At 33.9% G+C, this 17,446-nt stretch carries 17 protein-coding genes; 8 read left to right on the top strand and 9 right to left on the bottom strand.

All coding sequences use genetic code 11. The features are described from left to right. Positions 1-8 precede the first annotated feature (8 nt). The 7 genes from ACFS6I_RS00260 to ACFS6I_RS00230 form a co-directional block, all read right to left on the bottom strand. Positions 9-155 carry a hypothetical protein gene (locus ACFS6I_RS00260; protein ID WP_380917289.1) on the bottom strand — a complete coding sequence of 49 codons (147 nt, stop codon included), beginning with the start codon at positions 153-155 and terminating at the stop codon, positions 9-11. Positions 156-168: 13 nt separating this feature from the next. After that, positions 169-690: a hypothetical protein gene (locus ACFS6I_RS00255; RefSeq protein WP_380917287.1), complete on the bottom strand. Its 522-nt coding sequence runs from the start codon at positions 688-690 to the stop codon at positions 169-171. Between the two features lie 85 nt (positions 691-775). After that, positions 776-1,999 carry a hypothetical protein gene (locus ACFS6I_RS00250; RefSeq protein WP_380917285.1) on the bottom strand — a complete coding sequence of 408 codons (1,224 nt, stop codon included), beginning with the start codon at positions 1,997-1,999 and terminating at the stop codon, positions 776-778. 22 nt (positions 2,000-2,021) lie between these two features. Continuing rightward, positions 2,022-4,445: a TonB-dependent receptor gene (locus ACFS6I_RS00245; RefSeq protein WP_380917283.1), complete on the bottom strand. Its 2,424-nt coding sequence runs from the start codon at positions 4,443-4,445 to the stop codon at positions 2,022-2,024. Positions 4,446-4,578: 133 nt separating this feature from the next. Continuing rightward, the gene (locus ACFS6I_RS00240; RefSeq protein ID WP_380917281.1) at positions 4,579-5,778 is read right to left on the bottom strand and encodes a hypothetical protein; all 1,200 of its coding nucleotides are present in this window, start codon (positions 5,776-5,778) and stop codon (positions 4,579-4,581) included. 9 nt (positions 5,779-5,787) lie between these two features. Then, positions 5,788-6,390 (bottom strand): hypothetical protein, encoded by a 603-nt coding sequence (locus ACFS6I_RS00235; protein ID WP_346599187.1) that lies wholly within the window; start codon positions 6,388-6,390, stop codon positions 5,788-5,790. Between the two features lie 21 nt (positions 6,391-6,411). Continuing rightward, the gene (locus tag ACFS6I_RS00230) at positions 6,412-6,984 is read right to left on the bottom strand and encodes an RNA polymerase sigma-70 factor (RefSeq protein ID WP_380917279.1); all 573 of its coding nucleotides are present in this window, start codon (positions 6,982-6,984) and stop codon (positions 6,412-6,414) included. A gap of 278 nt (positions 6,985-7,262) precedes the next feature. On the opposite strand from ACFS6I_RS00230, the gene ACFS6I_RS00225 reads away from it, so the two are divergent. The 8 genes from ACFS6I_RS00225 to ACFS6I_RS00190 all read left to right on the top strand — a co-directional run bounded on the left by ACFS6I_RS00225 (position 7,263) and on the right by ACFS6I_RS00190 (position 16,042). Continuing rightward, positions 7,263-7,403 (top strand): hypothetical protein, encoded by a 141-nt coding sequence (locus tag ACFS6I_RS00225; RefSeq protein ID WP_380917277.1) that lies wholly within the window; start codon positions 7,263-7,265, stop codon positions 7,401-7,403. Positions 7,404-7,808: 405 nt separating this feature from the next. Beyond that, entirely contained in the window at positions 7,809-8,729 is a 921-nt protein-coding gene (locus tag ACFS6I_RS00220) for an ABC transporter ATP-binding protein (protein ID WP_380917275.1), read from the top strand. Next, on the top strand, positions 8,726-10,291 hold the full coding sequence (locus tag ACFS6I_RS00215) for an ABC transporter permease/substrate-binding protein (protein ID WP_380917273.1): 1,566 nt from the start codon (positions 8,726-8,728) through the stop codon (positions 10,289-10,291). Before ACFS6I_RS00220 ends, ACFS6I_RS00215 begins: the two co-directional genes overlap by 4 nt. 15 nt (positions 10,292-10,306) lie before the next feature. After that, on the top strand, positions 10,307-10,498 hold the full coding sequence (locus tag ACFS6I_RS00210; RefSeq protein WP_206368188.1) for a hypothetical protein: 192 nt from the start codon (positions 10,307-10,309) through the stop codon (positions 10,496-10,498). Between the two features lie 360 nt (positions 10,499-10,858). Continuing rightward, complete coding sequence (locus tag ACFS6I_RS00205; RefSeq protein ID WP_380917271.1) at positions 10,859-11,899, top strand: helix-turn-helix domain-containing protein; 1,041 nt, start codon at positions 10,859-10,861, stop codon at positions 11,897-11,899. 99 nt (positions 11,900-11,998) lie between these two features. Continuing rightward, entirely contained in the window at positions 11,999-13,114 is a 1,116-nt protein-coding gene (locus ACFS6I_RS00200) for a nuclear transport factor 2 family protein (RefSeq protein WP_380917269.1), read from the top strand. Between the two features lie 44 nt (positions 13,115-13,158). Continuing rightward, a complete protein-coding gene (locus ACFS6I_RS00195) occupies positions 13,159-14,592 on the top strand; it encodes a serine hydrolase domain-containing protein (RefSeq protein WP_380917267.1) in 1,434 nt (477 codons plus the stop codon). A gap of 784 nt (positions 14,593-15,376) precedes the next feature. Further along, positions 15,377-16,042 carry an ATP-binding cassette domain-containing protein gene (locus ACFS6I_RS00190; protein ID WP_380917265.1) on the top strand — a complete coding sequence of 222 codons (666 nt, stop codon included), beginning with the start codon at positions 15,377-15,379 and terminating at the stop codon, positions 16,040-16,042. A gap of 335 nt (positions 16,043-16,377) precedes the next feature. Here ACFS6I_RS00190 and ACFS6I_RS00185 read toward each other — a convergent pair whose 3' ends face one another. Together ACFS6I_RS00185 and ACFS6I_RS00180 are read right to left on the bottom strand one after the other, a co-directional pair. Next, complete coding sequence (locus ACFS6I_RS00185; protein ID WP_380918153.1) at positions 16,378-16,659, bottom strand: alpha/beta hydrolase family protein; 282 nt, start codon at positions 16,657-16,659, stop codon at positions 16,378-16,380. A gap of 92 nt (positions 16,660-16,751) precedes the next feature. Next, positions 16,752-17,273, bottom strand: a complete 522-nt coding sequence (locus tag ACFS6I_RS00180; protein WP_380917263.1) for an alpha/beta hydrolase — start codon at positions 17,271-17,273, stop codon at positions 16,752-16,754. Positions 17,274-17,446 lie beyond the last annotated feature (173 nt).

Below are 17,446 nucleotides of genomic sequence, written 5' to 3'. Positions count from 1 at the left end.
AGCAAAGCTCATCGAACTCGTTCGGCTGTACTCTTCAAAACCTGTCCTGTTACTTTTTCTCTTTTAGAGACTTCAGCATAATATTTGCCTTTCCATTCGGGAGTAAATTTTGACTCGACCTTGCTCATCTGTTTCCAGCCATTTAATCCAGCCACTCGGTGCAATGATTTAAACCGCGGTATTGGATGCAGGCTTGCCTTTTTGGAATAAAGTCAGAGTGACTTCTTTTTTATTTTTAAATGCAGTTTGTTCAGCGAAGACAAATAACTCATTATTAAGGTGCGTTGCTGTATTGCCAATGGTGGAATTTCCGACTTGAATGGTTGCTATTGCATTGATCTGATATTGTGTTTTGGCGCCTTCCTTCCTTTCAATATCTCTTTTTAGAGAAACATGATAAACGCCGTCTTGGTCAGGAATGAATGACGTCAAAAGGTGATCATCCTGTGCGGTAGTGGTTAAAGACGAGGTGCTGCCATCCGGTTTAATCAGTGTCAATGTAATTTCCATACCTGCTTTGTACCACCACCATTTGGAGATGACTTCATGTTCATCAGGTTCGCCATAGACTATTTTTATAGCGTGGGATTTTCCTTGAATGCCCTTTAGTGAGGTTTCAATAAATACCGCATGTGCCGAAGCCGATAGAACGATAAAAAAGGAGAGGAGTGTGAATATTAATTTTTTCATATAGTTTAACTTTCGGGTTTTTGAATAGAGAAATACCGAGCAGGAATGTGATACCTCCTCGGTATTTCTTAAAAGTTGTTTAATTTTATTTGAGTTTATTCAGATGATAAACTTGCGTAATTCCCGGGTCGATCTCGGCGCCACGTTTTACGGAATTATTAGCCGGATCGTATTCATATACAAACCATTTCGATTCGTCTGTTTTGAATACATCGTACAGTTTACCATTCTCCATAAAATTCATTGTTGTTTTTGATTCACCGCCACCAACTAGAATTCTTAGATCCGCAATAACTTTTTTGTTTGAAGGATCTATGACATATGGACTGATATAAACTTTACCGTTTCCTAATTTTTGTACCTGTGCAGTGCTATTTTTGAATACGTTATAATCTTTTAAATCGAAGAAATAAGTTGGATCGAAGGTCGTTTCGCCCGATTTAATACGTAAAAGAGCATAGGTAGCCGCATTGGTTTTTTTAGTTACGATATACAGGTCGTTATTATCGTCTGTGAAAGATAGTGTTTGTACCTCCCAGTGTCCAGCGGTAAAGCCACCGCGTCCATCTTTTATAATTTTACCATTGGCCAAACTTGGGTAATCGCAAACATACATATATGCTGTATCGATGATATCCTGACGTGTCTCATTACTTCTATATTTGTGACCAACAAATAATTTGTCACCTCTTTGCGTGAAGCTTGTCGGTACGATATAGGGGTTATGATCTTTTCCTTCTGGAGTTTTAGGATTAAATTTGATCATTGGTATTTCCACACCAACTGTCTTATTGATGGTCATGTTGTTGACATTCATAAAGTAGATGGGTTGTTCCAGTACATTTTTCTCTTTATTCGTAACACCGGCCGTTTTAGTGACGACCATTTCATCTTTTGTACTGATATCTTTTAAAACTTTTCCTAAATAAAAATTTCCAGGGAAGGCATAGTTATTGGTCTCTTTCCAGGATTTGCTATTTAGGATTTCAAATTGACTAAATCGTGTACCATCATTGGATATATAGTATTTCCCTTCATAGGCATAGGCGTAAATAGCATAAAAAGATGCGGGAAGGTGAGACGTAATATCGATTCCTTGATTGTTGTTGGGAGTCAATAGCGTATCTTTCATCAAATTGTCTGCAGTGAGCAGGTAGGAAGAACCCGATGCGGTTGTCACCCATACACTATATAAGCTATTTGAAGTCTGTGTTGGCTTTTCAGGGCTGGTGATGTCAGGAGACTTCTTACAAGAAGAAAATAATACTGTCGCAGCGAATATTGCGATGGCGAATTTGTTGATTTTCATAAAAAATATGTATTTATTGTTTTTACATGATTGATAATCTCAGCTTGACATAAAATGCACGTCCAGGCTTTTGTAGGCGAAAATTGTCGTATGCTCTTTCATCTGTCAGGTTTCTGGCTTCAAAGGATACGTTGTATTTATTACGATCCCAAGTATAGCTAAGTACAGCGGAATGGATATTTTGAGACGGAATATGATCTTTGGATTCAAGAGAACCGAGGTATGCTTCTGTAAGGTAAAACCAGTGGGAATATTGATGTAAATAGGATAATTGTATTCTGCTTCCTTTTTGAAACCAGTTATTCTGGATAAGGCTTACATCTACGTTTCCATAGATCCATGGACGATTGGCAAGTTGGTGGCCATAATTTAAGCTGACCTGTTGATTACCGGAATCATCTGTGTATTTTGCATTGTCGATGGCTTTATCGTAAGAGCCATTTAGCGTAATAGCAAAAAGATCCTTAAATCCATATTTCACTTCAGCTTCGAAGCCATAGAGCTTGACACCATCAACGTTGTAATATTGAAAATAATCGTTTCCATTCTGTGTAACGGCGCGGGTGTTAATATAATGATCTGCTAATCTGTAGAAACCCGTTACATCTACATTGATAAAATGATCCTGGTTGATGAAAGTATTGTAGTAAAATCCGGTGTTGATATTATCGCTGCGTTCAGGTTTTAAATCCCAATTGGACGTAATATTTTGGCCATCGCCAAAAAGGCCCGTCATGGATGGTAAGTTGTATGCTCTTTCATACGACAGCTTCCATCCACCATCTTTTGTGATTCTATACCTTGAGGCAATACTCATGCTATAATAACTGCCTTGTTTTTTTTGATGAATGATGTCTCCACTTAGCAACTCGTTATTTCCATCAAATTTTCGTTCATCAATATCTTTGGATGCATCTAATCGATAATATTTTATCGCTAAAACATTTGATAATCGTTTATCAAACCATTGGTTTTGCCATGATAAACCTAAAATATGTCTTCCCAAATAGGATGGTAATCCAGATCGGTCGTAGTTCCCGATTCTATCATATTCTTTTTGGTTGTTGTTGTTAAAGTTGTAGTTGAAGTTTAAACTTTGATTGCGGGCTTCATCAAAATCGTAGTTTAAATTGACCCGCGCTAAGTAATTGGACAAATTATACTTTACATCTTTCTGCGGGTTAGGCGTTGTACCGATTTGATTTGATATCCAACCTCCAGACCAGTCGTAATTGTATAATGCGGTATCTCTTACATATCGAGTGTCGTAACTATAACTTGTGAAAACGTCGGCGTAAAGACGGTTTACAACGAAATTGCTTTTTTTGTAACTCAGGGTTGGCATCAAATAGTTACTTTCAGACCATGATCCGCCATACACCTTGTTAATGGAAGCTCCTAGTTGGTTCTCTTTATGATTTTGGGAGTAGGTCAGACCTGCATAAAATTGATCAGCCCAAGATACATCCCTGAAACCAGCTTCTAACTGTCCCATAGCAGAAGTGTAAGCATCGTTAAATCGCTTGACTTTGGGCACGGGAACAAACTTATTATCGACAGTCTTTTCTAAAATAACATTATACTTTTCCGCTGTGTACATAGTATAATCATTGTCAGAATGATTGTAAAATGCATTCATTCGGAGTGATAGTTTGCTTTTCGGATTGGTAAATGTACCCACTACTGCGGCTTGATGCGTATTGAAGGAGCCAAGCGAATAACTGAGGTCCAAATAAGGTCTTGCGCGACGTTTGGTAATGATATTGACGGCACCACCTAAGGCATCAGAACCTAAAAATGCAGGTACTACACCCTTATAAACTTCAACACGGTCTATAAGATTGACGGGGATATTATTTAAAGACATTGATGTACCAAAGTTCTCCATGGGAACACCGTCGATGTAAATTTTTGCATCTAATCCATTGATCCGAAATATAAAATTGGATCCCAATCCACCATCTTCACGTATCGTTACTCCAGTGGCTCTTTTCAAAACTTGGGTTAAATTTGCGGCTTCATTGGCATGCTTGTTCATATTAATGACGCTCACATTGAATCCTGAACGCTTTATCGATGCTACTTGATGCTCATTTTCAGTTTTTCCACGTGCGGATATAGTCACTTCATCGATATAATTGTGATCTTCTTTAAGCTGAAAATCCTGTATTAATTTATTGTCTAGGCTTCTTTCTTGAGGTCTATATCCAACTGCGGTCACGCGTATTATGGCTTCATTAGATACTGTTTTCTGTAATTTATAATATCCGTCTACATCTGACGAGGTACCCATGGGTTGATCTTTAAGAAGTATGGTGGCTCCTACAATCGGTTTTCCAAAGTTATCTTTGACAAAACCTGAAATAGCATTCTTTTTGGAGGTTTGTGCCTGAGTAAATACAGTAAAAATGAATAACAGTACAAAAGTAGATGTTGACTTCAACATTTTATTTAGATTAAGTATATATAAGAGGGTTGCCTATACTTATCAATTACCGAATGTTGATATTGGTTATTTTTTTAAAAAATATACAAGTGGTTGATTATGAGGTTTATTTTTTTTAATAAGGAATGTGTTATTACTTCAAATAATTCATACGGACGGTAAAGTTCGTCGTATTTGGAAGTTTAATTCCTTTCGAAATTTCTTTTGTCTGCAGGTTATATTTCCAAACGCGATGTTCGTCATTTGAATCATCTATGGCTATATATACGAATTTTTTGTCAGTCCAGACATTTTCTTTCTGCGTACCTTTATCCAAAGGAAGGTCGATTTTTTCAATGGAACCGGATTTTAAATCCACTAATCGATATTCAAACTGATAGACAGCATGAAAATTAGAGAAATCTGTATACAGTTTCTTTTGCTCATTACGGATAATAGCCTTTCCATTGCCAACGTACCATATCCCGTAAGCGTGATTTCCGATTATCTTCGAAATATTGATCATATAGTCTTGATCTACTAGCTGCTTCCCTTTATTTTTTCTGAAGATAGCTGTTGGTAAATTGGGGTTATTACCTAGGGCTATACCCGGGTTAGTCATAAAATAGTAATCACCCTGTTCGTCTTTAAAACTATAGGATTGTATGATATTGAAGCCTCCAGGATAAGTTGAACGGGTTTCTTTCTGAATATTTACAAGTTTAAAGCTGTCGTATTTTATGGTTGCGTAATAGGTTGTATCGGAGGTTGTATGTCCGTATTTTCCAATAGCTTTAAAAAAGGAGTAGGCTAACCAAAGATCTTCATTTTCAACATCGACAAGACCGAGGTGTAGCGACTTGTATTCTTCTGTCGCAAAAGGTAAGACAATTGTATCTTCTTTTATGATTTTCATAGCGGCAACATCGATCTGATAGACGTGGGCTTGAGATTTTTTCTCCGCAAGATCTTCTCTACAAACTGCAATTAGATTATTATTATCTTTCCATGTTATGGTTTCAAAATCACTGTTCTTTAATGGTAGGCTGTCTATAATAATCAAGGATGAACCCTGCAATTGATATTTAGTAAAAACACTTGTTCTACTTGATAATCGATAAAAGAAGCCGTTTTTATAAATATATTCTCGCTCTTGTATACGGGCGGTAGAAAGTGGGATTTGAAGAGTTGGGCTATCAGTATCATCTAAATTTTCAGAAAACAAAAAGCTTGTTGGACTTTCATCTTTGTTGAACAGGCAAAAGACAAAATTGGGATCTATATTTTTTTCAGGAGTTTGTTTACAAGAAAAAATGAAAGTTACAAGGAAAAACAACACTAATAATCGCTTCATGCTTGTGTATTAAATGCTTTGAAATTGTTCTCTGATTTTAATTTGCATATTTGATGGTAAAAAAGCCAGATCACTTTTTTGAAACGCCACGATTTTACCAAAATCTGGAGAATCAGATACAAAATATTCTCTTCCAGCTTTAAATACTAACATATTATGATTACTGTCTAATAGTTCGAAATCTCTTTTAGGTTTTAAGATAAAGTCTCCCGAAAAAGTCAGTGTTCTATTGACGAGATTAATATTAGCGGTACTATTCTTACTTAACTGCACATCATAATGGTCTTCGATAAAGAATTTACTATTTTCAACAGATGTATTTGTAAAAGTATGATTATCCAAAGAAGGGTTGGTAAGATAAAAAATAGAACAACCTAGCGCAAAAACGACCGCTGCTGCTGCTGCAATTTTTCCCCACTTCATTTTCCTGTTTAAAGTAGCATCAGTAATGATTTTATCCCATATCGCAGATCCAACTTCTTCATTTGCATGATTGCTTTCCAAGATGCTATCCCAGGAATCATTATTCAACCATTTTTCGACTAAATGCTTGTCCGCCTCTGAACATTGCCCAGAAGCATATTTTTTTAGTATTTCTTGGTTGATTTCCATTTTTTGATAATCCGAATACATTCAAAAGTACAAAAAAGAAATTAATAGAAATCGAGCAATGTTGATATTGCAATATTTTTTAAGTCTGATCTTAATAACAGCTAATGCCTTACTGATGTGATATTCGACCGCCCGTTCTGAAATTAATAAGTTATTTGCTATTTCTTTATTGGTCAATCCTTCGTCGCGACTCAGTTTATAAACATTTTTGCATTGCGTTGGCAATGAGTCCACCGCATTATCTAAATGATTTTTAAGTTCTTTGTAATACAGATTATTATCCTCGTACAATTCACTTTTACTGTTTGAAATCAAGTCATGATGCCGCTCCTTATTTCCTTTATTTCTTAGAAATTCCAGCGATTTTAATTTTACTGAACGCAATAGATAGCGTTCGGCATCTTGCAATTGAAGATGCTGCCTTCTTTCCCACAGTGATTTAAAAACCTCTTGAACGATCTCCTTGGCATCATCCTCGTCTCCAAGGCTTTTGAGTGCAAATGAATACATCCTCTTCCAATACAATTGGAACAACTCTTCAAATCGTCTTTTGTTAATCTCTATTTTATGTACTGAGGTATTCAAAGCGTTCAAATATACGTTCTATTTAGACTTATTACAAATAGAAGTCTATGCTTTGTTGAAGTAATTTTGCATTATGGCTTTGATTATTATCAAACGTTCTGAATTATAGTGATTAATTCTATTCCCTCAGACAAGAGTAGAACAATGCATTTAACATTATGTTGGTTATGAAAGTAGGATAGTAGTTGTTTACATTTGACTTCACCCAAAAAGTAAAGACATCGGAAATTAAAATTAATAACCGTTCAGAGGTCATCTTCTTTTTGAAAAAATAAAAAGGTGAGCAGTTGAACTATAAAATAAATACCATCATTGTTCAGCAATCAGCTGATTATATGGCAGTCATAGTAATCATGCCGTTTGATGACTTTATCAAGACCGATCATGCGACTTTAGTCAATGATAACGGTAAACGGAGAGTATCTTAAACTGTTAATTCTTATAAGTAAATAAAGTTTGAATTCATATGTTTAGTGAAGACAAGATGTTGAGATGTGGCTTTTATGTTATATAAAAACAATATGAAATTATCATAGTAAAAGTGATAAAATATATGTAAATTGTTATATAATAGATTATTTGATCCTAACGTTTTTAATAATGAAGTTAAAATTTGTAATCCTTATTTTATTTATAAATGCTTTATCATCAGTATATTGTCGAGATTTTTCAGCATGTAGAAAAGATTTTGAATCTGCGCTTGATACATCATTTAATAAGATGAACTTCTGAAACCACATCACGGGAAACAGCAGAAATAACAAATTGAAAGTTTGTCCAAACCAGTCTGAAATGACAGTTCACAGACATGCAACTAATTCAATAATGTAACTATGATTACAGTAGAATCGGTTTCAAAGAGTTTTAACGGAAAGCCTGCCGTTGACCAAATTTCTTTTCAGGCTTATGATCATGAGATTCTAGTGCTTCTAGGAACGAGTGGTTGCGGAAAAACAACAACGCTAAAAATGATCAACCGCCTTATAGAGGCTGATTCGGGAGATATCTTAATTAATGGTCAAAATATCCGTGATCGGAAAATCGAAGAACTACGGATGGGAATAGGTTTTGTTATGCAGCATTCCGGGCTCTTTCCTCATTATACTGTTCAGCAGAATATTGCTATTGTCCCCAAATTATTAAAATGGGATAAAAGAAAGATCCAAAACCGAATCGAAGAGCTTTTATATAAACTTCATCTTTCCGAAGATATGCTTTCACGGTTTCCCGGCGAACTGAGTGGTGGGCAGCAGCAAAGAGTAGGAATTGCCCGAGCACTCATCGCAAATACTCCTGTTTTGCTTATGGATGAACCTTTCGGAGCATTAGATAATATTACAAAAGCCGATATTCATAGCGAATTTAAATCTCTAGAAGAACTTAAGAATAAAACTATTATTCTAGTGACACATGATGTACAGGAAGCATTTGAATTGGGGCATCGGATTTGTCTGATGGATAAAGGGAAAATTATTCAGACTGGAACCCCAAAAGAAATGCTGTATCATTCAAGAAATGATTTTGTAAATGATTTTTTTGCAGAAAACCGTCTTCTATTGGAATATAAAATAGCCACTTTAAAAGATGTTTTAGGCTATATGAAGCCTGAAAATAGATTAGAAGAGTTCGATTTCAAAGAAACGACAAGTGTTTGGAATGCCCTTCAAAAATTAAGCTCAGATTATAAAAATACCGGGCATTATGAAAATCTGATCAAGGGATTTAATGATTATAGAAAATTACAGATCGTATGACGCAGCAAAGTCTCTGGCAGTTTATTATGGAGCAGCATGAAAAACTGCTAACACAGATTATACAGCATCTTGGGTTGACTTTTCTTTCATTGCTTCTGGCTATTGTTATCGGTGTGCCCTTAGGAATATTAATTGCCCGCAAAAAGAAATTATCAACTCCTGTTCTCGGAATGGCAGGAGTTTTACAGACAATTCCAAGTATTGCCTTATTGGGCTTCATGATTCCTATTTTTGGAATCGGTGCAAAACCAGCCATTATTGCCTTACTGATTTACGCGCTTTTGCCCATTATCCGTAATACATATACAGGAATCACAACGGTAAGCCCGATTGTTGCTGAAGCTGCAAAAGCTTTGGGAATGAATAAAAGTCAGCTTCTTTTTAAGGTAGAATTTCCGTTGGCAATGCCTGTAATCATTGCAGGAATAAGAACTGCTGCGGTTATTAATGTCGGAGTCGCGACTCTGGCTTCATTTGTTGCAGCAGGAGGTCTTGGTGAATTTATCTTTGGCGGAATATCGCTTAATAATACCAATATGATCTTATCTGGTGCAATTCCTGCAGCCCTAATGGCGGTTATGCTAGATCAGACAATTGCTGTTCTACAAAAATCCGGATATAGAATCTTTCAAAACTTAAAATATATCATTCCTGCATCACTTATCATGGTGGGAGTGGTCTATGGAGTTACTTCTATTTCCCATCAAAAAATTACAGCCGGTTTTACGCCGGAATTTATGGGAAGACAGGATGGAGATCTTGGTTTGCGTTCTGTTTACGAACTTAATGTAAATCCTGTCGTTGTAAGTGATGCCATTATGTATAAAGCAGCTTATGAAGAAGAACTCGATCTGATTAGTGGATATTCTACTGACGGAAGAATTAAGGCTTTCGATCTATATGTTCTGGAAGATGACAAAAAGATATTTCCGCCTTATTATGCAGCTCCAATTATTAAATCAAAAACATTGGAGAAGTTTCCGAAACTTGAAGAAACACTCAATCTCTTGGCCGGAAAATTTAATGATTCTATTATGACGGATCTGAATTACAAATCCGATTATCTGAATCAAACTCCTGAAAAAATTGCCAAAGATTTTTTAATTAAAAATAAGTTATATAAAAAATCAAACCGTGGAAATGCGGGAACAGTGCGCATTGGCTCGAAGATATTTGGCGAGCAGTATGTTCTTGCCGAAATGTATAAAATGCTGATAGAAGGCTATACGAATTATAGGGTGCAGACCAAAACAGGACTGGGAGGAACCAAGATCTGTTTTGATGCATTGATGAACGATGCAATAGATTTTTATCCTGAATATACGGGAACCGGGTGGTTGGTATTGTTAAAGCCCTCAAATGGAGATCTAAAAAGGGTTACAAAAAGTCCAGAAGAAACCTATCAATACGTCAATTCTGAATTTCAGAAACAGTATGGAATTCAATGGATGAAGCCATTAGGATTTAACAATTCTTACGCATTAATGATGCGCAGAAAACATGCTGTTGAACTCCAGATAAAGAGCATATCCGATCTTAAAAAATATTTTGATAAAGAATAATATGAATAAAACAATTTGAAAGATACATTTTTTTTTCAACTCTATGATCCCAGTAATGATCTGTCTGATCATCACATGGAAAATCCTCAAACAGATAGCGCGCTATTGAATGTTCCTTTTTTTGCTATCTGCCGCAATAAAAAAGAAAAAACTACCTTATTCTATCTTAAAGATAAGTTCAAAATCAGCATCATTGCTTCTTTATGAGACAATGTTTTTAATTTTTTGAAACATTCTCCAGTATTAGTTTGTGAATCGATTTTAAAAGAATGGTATAAAATTTTTAACTGCAAACTCGTAATATCCTCTTCTATCTACTCCTTATACAGATGTCTGTTTTTATTCTTAAATATGTTGTTAATTAATTGATTACTATTGTGTTGTTTTTTTTGTGAGATCATTTTTCCAATTTTCTTTTGCTTAGAAAATAACGTTCAGTTTATGAGAAATTTAATTACTGTACTGATATTTTTATGTAGTATTGTAAGAAAATTACTCGAACGGTTTTAGCGAGTAAATTTAGGCCAACGGTAAACAATTCCAAAAAGAAAACATATTTTTAAATTAATGAATATTCAGAATCAAATATTATTTTTTCTAAGTGCTTTAGGTGTTTTTAATAGTCTTGTTTTGGGCTTTTATTTCTTATTCTTAAAAAGAAACAAAGTTGTATCCGATTTATTTTTAGGGCTTCTATTATTATCTTTAAGTACACGAATCGGGAAATCTATATTTTACAATTTTAATCCACAGTTATCAAAAACGTATTTACAAATAGGTTTGTCGGCTTGTGTTTTAATTGGTCCAATATTGTACTTTTTTGTTAAATCAATATTGCAAAAGCTTAATTATTCTTTTGCAAAATATAGTCTCATTTTTATAGTAATAGCTGTAACTGTTTTTGGATTCCTTTTCCCATACAAGTATAATTCTGAGGTATGGAGAGGAATAATTTATTATGCTATAACTATTCAGTGGTTTATTTTTATTGTATTATCCATTTACGAGGCTAGACAAGTTTTCAGGAAGTTAGTGACCAATCGCCACCAGATTAGCTATGAAGAAACTTGGATCTTATCAATTATTTGTGGTGTTTTTGCAATTTGGCTTTCCTATTCTTTATCTAGATATACGTCGTATATTTCTGGTGCTTTGACTTTTTCCTTTAGCTTTTACATTTCGTTTATGCTGATTTATTATGCAAAAAACAAAACGTTAAATCCTGTCATTAATAAAGAAAAATACATCAACAAAATAGATGAAAAGCTGGTAAAGGAAATTCAAGAAAAAATTAATATACTTTTTGAAACAAGAAAAATCTATACTAACCCTGATCTCACTTTATCAATTTTAGCAAAAGAATTAAATATTAGACCTCAATTACTATCACAATTAATTAATGATAATTTGAATAAAAGTTTTACTCAATTTATTAATGAATATCGAATTGATGAAGCAAAACGATTATTAAAAGAAAGCCCTCAGTTGAAAATAGATGCTGTGGGTTTTGAATCTGGCTTTAATTCGAGCAGTACATTTTATAGTTCATTTAGAAAAATCACAGGAACTACGCCTTCAAATTATCAAAAACATAATTTTTACTCCTAAAATATACATCCGTACTTCATTATGATAAACTTGGACTGATTTGAAACTTAAGCAATATATTTTTGAGGAACATTTTTAAATCATTAAAATCCAAAGTTTATGAGAAAAATATTTTTCGCAATTTTATTTGTAATCCTATCAAATGGATCTTTTGCACAATCAGAACAATCCCTCATTGAAAATTGTATTCAGAACTATATTAATGGTACATCTTATAATAAACCTGAAAGTATTAGTAAGGCTTTTTATGCAGAAGCCAATCTTTTTTTAAGCCACAAAGAAAAACCTTTGTGGATAGTTCCAATTTCAGAATATGTCAACTGGTTCCAAAAAGGGAATAAAGGCAAATATAACGGTCGTATAGGGAAAATCATTTCTATAGAATATTTTAATGATATTGCTTTTGCAAAAGCCGAAATTCTTATTCCTGAAAAAAAACAAGAATTTATGGATATGTTCTTACTAAAAAAGATTGAGGGTGAATGGAAAATAATTAGTAAATCTGCGAGCAGCAAAGCAAGTCATAAATCCGGGAAAAAAATATTATTCATTGTTTCCAATGCACATTATTATGGAAATTCTATAATTTCAACAGGAAATAGCTTTGCCGAAATCGTAAATGCTTATGATACTTTTGTAAATTCTGGTTATACTGTTGATTTTGTAAGTCCAGAAGGTGGTAGTATTCCTTTAGCCTACATCAATACCTCAGACAGTTTGCAAAAACAATATGTATATAATCAAGACTTTATGTATGCCATTAAATATACGTTGAGTCCTAAAGAAATTGATTACACCATGTACAAGGCAGTTCATTATATTGGAGGTGGAAGCGCGATGTACGGTGTTGCTGAAAATGATGCTATACAAGATATTGCAATGCAGGTTTATGAAAATAATAACGGCATTATTTCTTCGGTATGTCACGGAACGGCGGGAATTGTCAACTTGAGGACTAAAAATGGTAAATTTTTAGTGCAAGGGAAAATAATAAGTGGCTATCCAGATTCTTTTGAAAAGCAAGATGGTGAATACTTTAAGCATTTTCCATTTTTAATTCAGAAGACTATAGAAGAAAGGGGTGGAACTTTTAAATTTTCAAAAGGAAATGTGGCTCATATGGAACAGGACGGTCGCATTGTTACTGGGCAAAATTTTCAATCATCGAAAGGTGTTGCTCTTAAAATTATTGAATTGATTGAGAAAAATAATTAGGATAAGATTTTCCATCAGTTAACACAGGTTTAGATTATTGCCACATGAAATATTTAATAAAATTTATTCTAATTCATATTAGTATATCGAGCAATTTGTTAGCACAAACAAATTCAGCTGCAGAAAAGAAAATTGATTCCTTATTTTCTCAATACAATTCAAAAACTGCCGGTGTTGCAGTAGGTATTGTACAAGACGGAAAACTTATTTTCGAAAAAGGCTATGGTACCGCTAATCTCGAATATGATATTCCGATTACTTCAAAAACGATTTTTAATATAGGTTCTGTTTCTAAACAATTTACCACCTTTTCAATTTATTTATTAGAGAAACAAGGTAAAATCTCGTTGGATGATGATATAAGAAAATACATTCCCGAATTGCCGATTTATGAAAAAATAATAACAATTAAGCATTTATGTTCTCATACAAGTGGATTAAAGGATCAATGGTCCTTGTTAACATTAGCAGGTTGGAGAATGGATGATGTCATTACTACCGAACAAGTAATGAAAATAATAACGAAACAAAAAGAACTGAATTTTTTACCCGGAAGTCAATTTAAGTATAGTAACACAGGATTTACATTGCTTACTGAAATTGTAAAAAGAGTTTCGGGAAAAAGTTTCAGTCGGTTTGCGAAAGAAAATATTTTCAATCCACTAGGTATGGAAAATACCTTAATATATGATGATAACGAAAAAATAGTTAAAAATAGAGCTTATTCTTATGGAAGTGCAAACGGATTATACAGTAAAAGAAACCTTAGCAGTTCTTCCGTAGGACCGACAAATGTTTATACAACCGTTGAAGATCTAGTTAAGTGGACTGCTAACTTTGAAAATCCTAAAGTAGGGGATCTTGATTTTATTAATCTTTTCAATGAAAAATCACTGTTAGATAATGGCGAACCTGCTATTTTAGCAGTAAGAGATGGAGAAAATATTTACCATGCCAAAGGTCAGTTTATCCGAAACTACAAAGGTCTTAATGTCTATAATCATACAGGAAGCGATGCTGGTTTTAAATCTTATTTAGGTCGTTTTCAGGAGAATAAATTATCCATCATTCTTTTGAGTAATGATGAAGATTTTGTTTCATATAAAGCAGGAATGGACATCGCAGAATTTTATTTATCGAACAAATTTAAAGAGAGATCGCCGATAATCGCGTCTCAAATTAGAGTTGAAGAAGCCCCGGTATATATTGCCGCAACGAATTTAAAGGGTTTTGAGGGGCAATTTCAGAACTCTGATTTGGCATCACTTTTCACATTGAAAGTCATCAATGGAAAGTTAACAATGTCACATAACAGATTGAGTGATGCTGTGCTAACAGAAGTCGAAAAAGATAAATTTACAGGAGTCATTACTTTTGCCGTGGAAGTCAATTTTCACAGAAACAAAAAAAATGAAATAACGGGATTGAATATTACTAATTTTGGGGCAACCAATGTCAACTTTATTAAGTTGAAATAACTACATAAGACGCAGATTGTAACTTTTAACAAATCAACTTTGAAATGACCTGCTCTAGGGTTACATCATTTTTCTGAAAAACTGATGTCGTAGTTTAAAATTTAGAATCAGTTATTGTGAGATTGATTATAGAGTCAAAATCAACATCGTTCTGAAGTTCTTTTATTTCTGGAAAAACAAAAAGGAGACTAGCTAAGCTGTAAGCCAAGCATCACTATTGTACAGTAACCTACTGACAATATGGTCGCTAAAGTAACCATGAAGTGGGATGGCTTTAGCCGGGGAGACATCGTGATATTGTTAATGAAGGCGGTAACTTGAAAGTTTCTCAATCGATAAACGCTTACAAGTAATTTATTGTTTTAATCATATGGTGAGTCAAGGCAATGTTGTGAGATATGGTTATTTATATTTTTTTAACATCTGGAAAGTTAAATTTTTAATATGTTTGGGGTAATATTATAGACTATCTTCAGTAAAGAAAAATCATTTTTTAAATCAATTTCATCATGAGTCCTGTGTTAACATACTATCGAGATGTCACCATGTTTAATGTAGGTTTTAGTATTATAATTGGTTTAGCAACAGGAATTTTCTTTTCATTAATCATCTTCTCTACTATAGGGGTTTGGGTTGGATTAAAAGCTTATAACTACATTTATTCTAATCAGTATTATATATATTATAATTTAGGTTATTCAAAACGACAGCTCATAGCCAAGATACTTGTGTTGAATACTTTTATCTCTCTTTTATTACTGCTGCTTTATTATTTTGTTATTAAATGAAAAAATTAATTGTTGACAATATTTCTATTCAATTCCCTAAACAATCTGAGCTACTATTAAACGCACATTTTTATTGTGATATGCATGAAATCATAGGAATTTTTGGAAGAAATGGAACAGGAAAGTCTACTTTATTTAGAATGATCTTTGGCATTGAGAAAAAAGGAAGTTTAGATATTAAAATCAACAATACCTTTATTTCAAGAGACCATATTATTCCTAAAAAGCATATAGGTCTCTTGCCACAGCAACATTTTTTGCCCAAGGGCCACTTAGTTAAAAAGATCATTACTTTATTCTTTCCTTCAGATGATGGCCAGAATAAAATTTTTTCTTCAAAAAGAATATCGTTATTAGAGAATAAAAAAATTGGAACACTTTCTGAAGGAGAATTGAAATACCTCGAACTTTTATTGATCGGAAATTTAGATCACTCTTTCTTGATTTTAGATGAGCCCTTTTCCATGATAGAGCCTCTCTACCGGGATGTTATCCATGAATTCTTATTAGAGGTCAAAAAAACAAAAGGCATTATAATTTCAGATCATTATTATCATGATGTTCTAAATCTTACAGATCGAAATTATCTGATAAAGAATCAACAGCTTCTAGTTGTACAAGATATTCCTGATTTAGTAAGAAATCAGTATATAAGTCCATGAAAAAATATATTGATTTCCATAGATCATATAAAAAAACAAAGCAAGCCATTCTGTCAAGAATAGCTTGCTTTGTTTAGTAGCATTCTTACGATTTCCCTTCATTTTTAATTAGAGGTTGCATCCAAACGTGAATAGAATTTATATGTTAGGTTTGACGTTCCTTTTGTTATTTCCAATGGAATTTTGCCATCCATAAAACTATTTCATGATATACCGACTAGGTTAACAACTCCAGTTTAATAATTCTTCTGATGGTTTTTATTTAAATGGCCTTTTTTTGTCTTTTTTAAGTTTAGTAAACTTCTTTCAGCTTTGATGAAAAATATATTGGAAACTTAGTTGTTGATTCGTTCTGCTAAACTTTTGATCCAACCTATAGCAAATTTAGTGGGTTCCATACTTGCTGAGATGGAAATGTTATGTCCGAAGTTGGGGAATATTTTGTAGTCAAAATCTTTTCCTTCAGATTTAAGACTTTCTAACTTTTCAATTGATAATCTTATTGGCACTTGGATATCTTTGTCTCCAAATAGCCAGAGTCCGGGTATTTTTAATCTTTTAAGAGACTTCACAGGGTCAGTATTTACAAACTGAAATTTGTCTGGTGCATTGCTGATATGTTGTCGTACCTCCAGTTCAGAATGTGTATCCCAAAAGTTGCGATTGCCGTTCGTGAAAAATTGAAAGCGAAGTTGTTCCAGTGTGGGTATTACGGACCGCTTAACAATACGATAAAATCAGTTTTTTTACATTTATCTGCAGCTATGGGTATTATCCAGCCTGCTTGACTGCCTCCTAAAAGACCCACTGGGACGTTGTTATCTTGGATAAATTCTTTTAGCGTTTTTAGTGCTTCCTGTACATCTGTCGCAAGAAGATTAAGATTATAGGGGTCAATGTTATTGGTACCGACTTCGGGGCCAGCATATTCGCCTCCTGATTCGCCAACTCCCCGTTTGTCATATGTAAGGACAGAAATGCCATTATTGGCTAAAAATGAGGCTAATTCGATAGACCTCAATTCTTGGCCAGATCCATGAACGATAACTACACCAGCTTTCGGGTCTTTAGCCGCATAAATTGCGCCTGACAATTTTATCTTTTTGCTCGTAAAATTTATCGGATTTATAGTTGTGGATTGAGCATATAGTGTCAGTGATACTAGTAGAAATGAAAAGATCAGACATGCTTTGCTAAAAGCAACAGAATTGGCCGTGTTGATGATTGTCATATTTAGATTTTAAATTTATGCAATGATCACTTAATAAACGGTAACTATCAACATATTTTCGGTTAGTAGCTTGAGATTATTCGGTGAAAGGTGGAATTTCTTAGGTTAACGTAGAATTTTGAAATAATTATGTAAGATTTCGTATGACAAACCTTACATAATTGCTTTCAAGT

It is taken from the genome of Sphingobacterium anhuiense (assembly GCF_042686355.1).
Taxonomy (GTDB): Bacteria; Bacteroidota; Bacteroidia; order Sphingobacteriales; family Sphingobacteriaceae; genus Sphingobacterium; species Sphingobacterium anhuiense.
This window is presented reverse-complemented; position numbering and strand designations above follow the sequence as displayed.

Excerpts from the sequence above, each read along its gene's own strand:
- ACFS6I_RS00255 (WP_380917287.1), bottom strand. The coding sequence starts at position 690 with ATGAAAAAATTAATATTCACACTCCTCTCCTTTTTTATCGTTCTATCG.
- ACFS6I_RS00250 (WP_380917285.1), bottom strand. The coding sequence starts at position 1,999 with ATGAAAATCAACAAATTCGCCATCGCAATATTCGCTGCGACAGTATTA.
- ACFS6I_RS00245 (WP_380917283.1), bottom strand. The coding sequence starts at position 4,445 with ATGTTGAAGTCAACATCTACTTTTGTACTGTTATTCATTTTTACTGTA.
- ACFS6I_RS00240 (WP_380917281.1), bottom strand. The coding sequence starts at position 5,778 with ATGAAGCGATTATTAGTGTTGTTTTTCCTTGTAACTTTCATTTTTTCT.
- ACFS6I_RS00235 (WP_346599187.1), bottom strand. The coding sequence starts at position 6,390 with ATGGAAATCAACCAAGAAATACTAAAAAAATATGCTTCTGGGCAATGT.
- ACFS6I_RS00220 (WP_380917275.1), top strand. The coding sequence starts at position 7,809 with ATGATTACAGTAGAATCGGTTTCAAAGAGTTTTAACGGAAAGCCTGCC.
- ACFS6I_RS00215 (WP_380917273.1), top strand. The coding sequence starts at position 8,726 with ATGACGCAGCAAAGTCTCTGGCAGTTTATTATGGAGCAGCATGAAAAA.
- ACFS6I_RS00205 (WP_380917271.1), top strand. The coding sequence starts at position 10,859 with ATGAATATTCAGAATCAAATATTATTTTTTCTAAGTGCTTTAGGTGTT.
- ACFS6I_RS00200 (WP_380917269.1), top strand. The coding sequence starts at position 11,999 with ATGAGAAAAATATTTTTCGCAATTTTATTTGTAATCCTATCAAATGGA.
- ACFS6I_RS00195 (WP_380917267.1), top strand. The coding sequence starts at position 13,159 with ATGAAATATTTAATAAAATTTATTCTAATTCATATTAGTATATCGAGC.
- ACFS6I_RS00190 (WP_380917265.1), top strand. The coding sequence starts at position 15,377 with ATGAAAAAATTAATTGTTGACAATATTTCTATTCAATTCCCTAAACAA.
- ACFS6I_RS00180 (WP_380917263.1), bottom strand. The coding sequence starts at position 17,273 with ATGACAATCATCAACACGGCCAATTCTGTTGCTTTTAGCAAAGCATGT.